Here is a 7,414-nt window from a genome sequence, read left to right as displayed (position 1 = left end):
GTTGGCGATCCGTATTTCCAGGCGGCGCACAGGTCGCTGGCGCTCGGCGGCCGGCAGGTGCTGATTGCTGCGGTTCACCCGGTCGTCGAGTTCAATATCCTGGAGTTTTATCGTGGCCGACACACTTATGTCGGCATCGATACGCTGGCATTCTCGTCGATCGAAAGCGGCGATCTGTTGCGTGAGGCGCTGCCGGGCTTCGCCAGCGGCTATCTCAAGCCGTACCCTATTTCGCCCGATGCGATTTATTCGTTGGCAGATGCCAAGGCTGCCTATCTTGCCGTCATCAGTTCCTCCAGAGATCGCATCATTTTCAGACCCTCGGCATGACAATGCGCTTCGCAGCTAGGATGGAGCCAACGGGTCGCGCGAAACGCGCGCCCGATGATAAACTCCGTGAAATCCGGGACTTGCGATGCGGAAGCGCTGATCCCCGGATTGCGCTGCGCTCCATCCGGGCTACAAGTAAAGAAATACAAGGGAAACAATGACACAGCAAATCAGCGGCGAAACCCCCAAGGACGCATCCGCGTCTGTCGTGAAGCAGCACGCCGCTACCCGCGCCGCGCTGCCGTTTTCGGACACCCGCGATTTCGACGATGCCGCCCGCGGATTTCTCGGCACCCGCGAGAATGCGAAGATTACCTCCGAAGCGGGCCGAACGGTCTGGAGCCTCGAGCCGTATGGCTTCCTGTCCGATGAGGAAGCCCCGCCGACGGTCGACCCCAGCCTGTGGCGGCAGTCGCGGCTCAATATGAATCACGGCCTGTTCGAAGTGGTGCCCGGTGTCTATCAGGTGCGCGGACTCGACATCGCCAACATGACGCTGATCGAAGGCGATAGCGGCGTCATCGTCGTCGATACGCTCACCTCGATCGAGGGAGCGCGAGCCGCGATGGAGCTTTACTTCGAGCATCGCGGACGGCGCCCGGTCGCCGCGGTGATTTTTACACACACTCACACCGACCATTGGGGCGGGGCGCGCGGCGTGATCGATGATGCAATGCTGGCAAGCGGCCGCGTCCCGATCATTGCGCCGGATCTGTTCATGGAGCACGCGGTATCGGAAAACATCATCGCGGGGCCTGCGATGTTGCGGCGCGCGCAATATCAGTTCGGGCCGTTCCTGAAAAAAGGTCCGCGCGGCCAGGTCGATTGCGGGCTCGGCAAATCGATGGCGGCGGGCTCGGTGGCGCTGCTGCGGCCGACCGATCTGATCAAGGCGACCGGAGACAAGCGGACCATCGACGGTGTGGAATTCGAATTCCAGATGGCGCCGAACAGCGAAGCGCCGGCGGAGATGCATTTCTACATCCCGCGCTACAAGCTCTTGAATCTTGCGGAAAACTGCACGCACAATTTCCACAACCTGCTGCCGTTCCGCGGCGCCGACGTGCGCGACGCACTGGCCTGGTCGAAATATCTTGGCGAGGCGCTGCAGCTATGGGGCGGCAAGGCCGAGGCGATGTGCGGCCAGCATCACTGGCCGGTGTGGGGTGCCGCGCGCGTTGACGCCATGATCCGCCAGCAACGCGATCTCTACAAGTTCGCGCACGACCAGACGCTGCGGCTGCTGAATCACGGACTTACCGCGACCGAGATCGCGGAAACGATCAGGCTTCCGAAAAGCCTCGACGGCGCTTGGCACGCCCGTGGCTACTACGGTCACATCCGGCACAATGTGAAGGCGATTTACCAAAAGTATCTCGGCTGGTATGACGCCAATCCGGCCAATCTCGATCCGCTGCCGCCGGTGGAGGCGGGGAAAAAGTTCGTGGAATATATGGGCGGCGCCGATGCCATCCTCGGCCGTGCGCGACAGGATTTCGACAAGGGCGAGTTCCGCTTTATCGCGCAGGCATTGAGCCATCTCGTCTTTGCCGAGCCAGACAATGCTGCCGCGCGCGAAATGCTGGCCGATACATTCGAACAACTCGGCTATCTCGCCGAGAGTTCCACCTGGCGCAACGCCTATCTGTTCGGCGCGCAGGAGTTGCGGGAGGGTCTCCCCAAGGCGCCGTCGCGACCGTCGATGCCGCGCGAAACACTGGCCGCACTGCGCACCGGGCAATTGTGGGACATGCTCGGCGTGCGGCTGAACGGTCCGAAGGCGGAGGGCAAGACCATCGTGCTGAATTGGGTCTTCACCGATACCAGCGAGAATTTTGTGCTTACGCTGGAAAACTGCGCACTGACCCATGCCGAAGGCATGCAGGCGTCCAACGCCGACGCAAGCTTTACCCTGCCGCGTTCGCTGCTCGACGAAGTCATTGCGAAAAAGGCGACGTTCCCCGAAGCCATGGCTGCCGGAAAGATAGCATTCACTGGTAACCCTATGAAGCTGGCTGAGTTGATGGCGCTGATGGATGAATTCCCGCGCATGTTCGAGATCGTTGAACCGAAACGGACGGTGGTGACATGAACAAGGAAATCAGGCCTGCGGTGAACCGCATCACCGGGCGATCGGCATTTTTGGCGCTGCTCAAGGACGAGGGCATTACGCATTTGTTCGGCAATCCGGGAACGACCGAGCTGCCGATCATGCATGCGCTGAAGGAGCATCCCGACCTCACTTACGTGATGGCGATGCAGGAAAGCCTGGTGGTCGCCATCGCCGATGGATTCAGCCGCGCCTCGGGACGTCTCGTGGCCTGCAACGTCCACGTCGCTCCCGGACTCGGCAATGCCATGGGTTCGCTCTACAACGCAAAGTTCACCGGCACGCCGATGATCCTGACCGCAGGTCAACAGGAGCAAGGCCACGGCCTGATGGAGCCGGTGCTGTACGATCCGCTGGTCCGGATCGCCGAGCCGCTGGTGAAATGGGCGGTCGAGGTGACGAGGCTCGAGGACCTGCCGCGCATCGTGCGCCGTGCTGCAAAAGTCGCGATGACGCCGCCGACCGGCCCGGTCTTCATTTCGCTGCCCGGGGACATCCTGAATTCCGAGGCCGGCCTCGAGCTTGGCCGCGCGACCCGCATCGATACGCGCGTAAAACCGTCGGATGAATCGCTGCAGGCGCTGGTGCAGCGCATTCTCAAGGCCGAACGTCCCGTCATCGTCGTCGGCGACGAAATCGTAAAGAGTGACGCGCTGAATGAAGCCGCGGCGTTCGCGGAGGCGCTCGGCTGTCCCGCCTGGCAGCAGACGGCGCCATATGGCGCGCATTTTCTGTCGGAAAGCCCGTGCTTCATGGGTGCGTTGCCGCGCATTCAACCGCAGGTCCGCGAAATTCTTGCTCCCCACGATCTGATGATCGTGCTCGGGGGTGATCCCTTGCGGATGTCGGTCTATAGCGAAGTCGATCCGCTGCCGGCCGGATTGCCGATGGTGCAAATCGGCCTGGTCGATTGGGACTTGGCCAAGAATTACTCGGCCGAAATCGCATTGAAGGCCGACGTCAAAGAAACGCTGCGGGCGCTGATCCCTGCGCTCAAGACCGCGGGCGGCGCTGCGCTCGATGCCCGCGCGAAGGGCGGCATCGCTGCGCTGGCATCGAAAAATTGGACGGCGAAGCGTACAAGGCTGGTCGAGCAAATCGAAACAAAGAAAGAATCGTCGCCGATCGATCCGGACTGGCTGACGCTGCAGGTTGTCGACGCGATGCCGGCAAATGCCATCCTTGTCGATGAGGGATTGACAGCGTCGCGATACGTGTCGGCACTACGCCCGCACCGCGATCGCTATGGCTACCATGGACTTGCGTCGGGTGGCATCGGTTGGGGGTTGCCGGCCTCGGTCGGCGTGAGCATTGCGAATCCCGACCGGCCGGTGGTGTGCTACTCAGGCGACGGCAGCGCGATGTATTCGATCCAGGCGTTGTGGACCGCGGCGCATCACAAGCTGTCGTTGACGGTGGTGATCGTGAACAACGGCGGCTACCGGATCATCAAGCAACGGCTGCTCGCCTTTCATCAGGACGATCATTTCGTCGGCATGGACTTTGTCGATCCGCCGGTCGATTTCTCCGGCCTCGCAAAGGCACTTGGGCTCGAGGCGATCCGGATCACGAAAGCTGACGACTTGGCGTCCACGCTCAAATCGGCATTCGCCCGGCCGGGAGCGAAACTGATCGAGGTGATGGTGGACGGTTCGGTAAAGTGAGGCCGCGGGCCGCCGGGGAAAAAGCGGATTACAATTTTGTATCGTGGGAAGCGCTCGATGCGCCAGCCAGCGTGGAGTGCGCCGTGGCCGGCTGAATTCGGCTCGGGTCGACAAACGCTATTCGCGCCGCAATAATGCAAGCCACCACGATCCAGAACAACGCAGCGCCGTACCAAAGACCGCGCCGATCATTGGTCGAACTGATCGTGATTTTCTCGGCCCACGCCGCAAGGTCGGGCTCCATCAGTTGAAGGGGCGCGGCCTGATCGCGGTTCTGGTTGCTCGTTGATGCCATGCTGTAGAAATGCCGCAAAATCGCGCCAGTTCAAGGATACAACTCTCCATATTGCGCGGGCTTCATAGACGTTCCTGTTACAGCGCCATTGCAGCGGAGTATCTTTTTCCAAGGCGCCCGATTTCCCGCTGGACCGCGGCCGAAATCCAAGTCTTATATAAGACATAGAACTCGCGGACCGAACGCAGCAGTCGCGGATGGAAGACCGACAAAAACAATCCGTGCGTGACGGCACATTCAATTGGCGGGATCATCTCGCTTCAGCGCCTGCCAAATTCGCCGCCGTCGTACCGGGCTTGATTCTCTGTATTCTGATCACCGTCATCTCGATGGTTTTGCAGAATTGGGAGGAGACGGCTTTCGGCCATCCCTATGTCGAGGCGCTGGTGGTCGCCATTCTTCTCGGCATCGCAGTCCGCAGTTTCTGGCAACCCGGCGACATCTGGGGCGCGGGCATTTCGTTCAGCGCCAAGACGCTGCTCGAGATCGCGGTGGTGCTATTGGGCGCATCGATCAGCCTCGGCGCGATCGTGGCCTCGGGCCCGGCGCTGCTCTCCGGCATCGTTGCGACCGTTATCGCGGCGCTTGCCGCGAGCTACGCGACCAGCCGCGCGCTTGGCCTGCCGCGGCGCGTTTCGATCCTGATCGCCTGCGGCAACTCGATCTGCGGCAATTCCGCGATTGTGGCGGTTGCGCCCGTGATCGGAGCCGACAGCGACGACATTGCCTCGTCGATCGCATTCACGGCGATTCTGGGCGTGGTCGTCGTGCTCGGACTGCCGCTGTTCATTCCGCTGCTGGCGCTGACCGAAACCCAATATGGCGTGCTGGCGGGATTGACCGTCTATGCCGTGCCTCAGGTGCTCGCCGCGACGGTTCCGATCAGCGCCGTCAGTGCGCAGCTCGGAACCCTGGTCAAGCTGGTGCGCGTCCTGATGCTGGGGCCGGTCGTCGTGCTGTTGTCGCTGTTTCGTTCGAGGCTCGGTGTCTCCGGGCCTGCGCCGCGACCGGGTCTGCTTTATCTCGTTCCCTGGTTCATCATCGGCTTTCTCGTCCTTGCGGCAGCGCGAAGCGGCGGGTTGATTCCAAACCCGCTGCTGGGGCCGATCGTGACCTCGGCAAAAGTATTGACGGTCATATCGATGGCAGCTCTTGGACTTGGCGTCGACCTGCGCGTGGTCGGCCGCGTCGGCGGCCGCGTCACCGTCGCGGTCGTGGTCTCGCTGATCGTGCTCATCGCGATCAGCATCGCGCTGATCCGGCTGCTCCGCATCGCCTGATCTCTGACTCTTATATTAGACATATGACCCGTTTACTGAAGGATTGCGCCATGTCAGGTTTCGGCGCCATCGAAATCGACCGGCAGTGTCGAACGCATTGGGAGAACGCATGATCAGGGGCGCCGACATCGTTGGCAGGACGCTGCAAGATTTCGGCGTCACGCGCATCTTCACGCTGTCCGGCAACCACATCATGCCGATTTTCGACGCGTTGCTGTCGACCAACATCCAGTTGATCCACGCACGGCACGAAGCGGCCTGCGTGCATATGGCGGATGCGTGGGGGCGGTTGACCGGCGACCCCGGCATCGCACTCGTAACCGGAGGCCAGGGCCACAGCAACGCCGTGGCGGCGCTCTATAACGCGCTGGCGTCGGAATCTCCGTTGGTGCTGCTGTCCGGACACGCGCCCTTAGGCGAACTCGGCTGCGGCGCTTTCCAGGAGATGGCGCAGGCCGACCTCGCGCGCCCAGTGACGAAAGCGTCATGGACCGCAACCGTATTGGAGACACTGGGTTCGGATATCGCCAAGGCATTCGAACTTGCCATCACAGGGCGTCCCGGTCCCGTGCATGTCAGCCTTCCCGGTGATCTACTTGAACAGACGATTGCTGATGAGCAGACAACGAGGATCACGAAAGCAGAGCTTCGGCCTCGCGCCGTGCCGCTAATGCCGGAAATCGCGGATCAGGCGGTTTCTCATCTTCGTGCGGCGGCAAAACCTCTGGTGATTTGCGGCCCCGCGATGTGTACCGAACGTGGCCGCAAGGTCATGCGGAACGCCGCCGCCGCGCTCGACGTGCCGTTTATCGGAATGGAAAGCCCGCGCGGTGTCAACGATCCCGGCCTCGGCGCCTTCGCTGAAATCCTCAGCGAGGCTGACCCCGTGATGCTGATCGGAAAGCCGCTCGATTTCACACTCCGGTTCGGCGAAGCATTATCGCCGTCCTGCAAGTGGATCGTGATCGATCCCGATGCCGCTTTGATCGCGCGCGTGGCAAAAGCAACGGGGGAGCGGCTGCTTCTGTCTGCAGTCGCCGACGCGCAGGCTGCGATCGATACCCTGACCGAACGGAGCGCGGTGGCGCGCGCGAAACGATCGGGGTGGCACGAGCACGTGATCGACATGGTTGGCTATGAACTGCCACAATGGAAATCCGTTCGCGCGAAATCTCCGGATCGTGTTCATCCGATTGAGATGTGCAAAGCAGTCAGCAATTTCGTCGAAAAGCACCCGGGTGCGACGTTCGTGTCCGATGGCGGCGAGATCGGGCAATGGGCGCAGGCCTTCGTGAAGACCGATCGACGAATTATCAATGGCGTCGCCGGGACAATCGGAGTGTCGTTGCCGTTTGCGATCGCTGCAAAACTCGCTCGTCCCGACCATCCCGTGGTTGCCGTGATGGGCGACGGTACGTTTGGGTTCCACATGGCCGAATTTGACACCGCCGTGCGTTACGACCTCCCGGTGATTGTTGTGATCGGGAACGACGCGCGGTGGAATGCCGAGTATCAGATACAGCTGCGTCAATACGGCGCGGAGCGCGCCAAAAATTGCGATCTTCTGCCGTCCCGCTATGATCGCGTGGCAGAGGCGCTAGGCGGCTTCGGCGCGCTTGTTTCGACCGCCGCTGGTCTATCCGATGCGCTCGATCGCGCCTATCTAAGCCGCCGGCCTGCCTGTATCAACGTCATGATCGAGAGCGTGGCCGCTCCGATCATTCGCCGATGAGAA

At 61.5% G+C, this 7,414-nt stretch carries 5 protein-coding genes and 1 pseudogene; 5 read left to right on the top strand and 1 reads right to left on the bottom strand.

What is annotated here, in order from left to right:
- The 3 genes and pseudogenes from VGP39_RS00525 to VGP39_RS00515 form a co-directional block, all read left to right on the top strand.
- Nucleotides 1–330: pseudogene (locus VGP39_RS00525) on the top strand (zinc-binding alcohol dehydrogenase family protein); the annotation flags it as partial.
- Nucleotides 331–487: 157 nt separating this feature from the next.
- Nucleotides 488–2,422 carry an alkyl/aryl-sulfatase gene (locus VGP39_RS00520; protein WP_327566157.1) on the top strand — a complete coding sequence of 645 codons (1,935 nt, stop codon included), beginning with the start codon at nt 488–490 and terminating at the stop codon, nt 2,420–2,422.
- The gene (locus VGP39_RS00515) at nt 2,419–4,104 is read left to right on the top strand and encodes a thiamine pyrophosphate-binding protein (protein ID WP_327566156.1); all 1,686 of its coding nucleotides are present in this window, start codon (nt 2,419–2,421) and stop codon (nt 4,102–4,104) included. Before VGP39_RS00520 ends, VGP39_RS00515 begins: the two co-directional genes overlap by 4 nt.
- Before the next feature lie 28 nt (nt 4,105–4,132).
- Here the strand turns inward: VGP39_RS00515 and VGP39_RS00510 are convergent, their stop codons facing one another.
- Nucleotides 4,133–4,399 carry a hypothetical protein gene (locus VGP39_RS00510; protein ID WP_327566155.1) on the bottom strand — a complete coding sequence of 89 codons (267 nt, stop codon included), beginning with the start codon at nt 4,397–4,399 and terminating at the stop codon, nt 4,133–4,135.
- A 197-nt stretch (nt 4,400–4,596) separates the two neighbouring features.
- On the opposite strand from VGP39_RS00510, the gene VGP39_RS00505 reads away from it, so the two are divergent.
- Nucleotides 4,597–5,679, top strand: coding sequence for a YeiH family protein (locus VGP39_RS00505; RefSeq protein ID WP_327566154.1), 1,083 nt, complete (start codon nt 4,597–4,599; stop codon nt 5,677–5,679).
- 109 nt (nt 5,680–5,788) lie between these two features.
- Nucleotides 5,789–7,411, top strand: a complete 1,623-nt coding sequence (locus tag VGP39_RS00500) for a thiamine pyrophosphate-binding protein (RefSeq protein WP_327566153.1) — start codon at nt 5,789–5,791, stop codon at nt 7,409–7,411.
- Nucleotides 7,412–7,414 lie beyond the last annotated feature (3 nt).

It is taken from the genome of Bradyrhizobium sp. (genome assembly GCF_036009065.1).
In the GTDB taxonomy this organism is placed as follows: domain Bacteria; phylum Pseudomonadota; class Alphaproteobacteria; order Rhizobiales; family Xanthobacteraceae; genus Bradyrhizobium.
The sequence above is the reverse complement of the archived record's forward strand: the minus strand, read 5'-3'. Positions and strand labels throughout refer to the sequence as shown.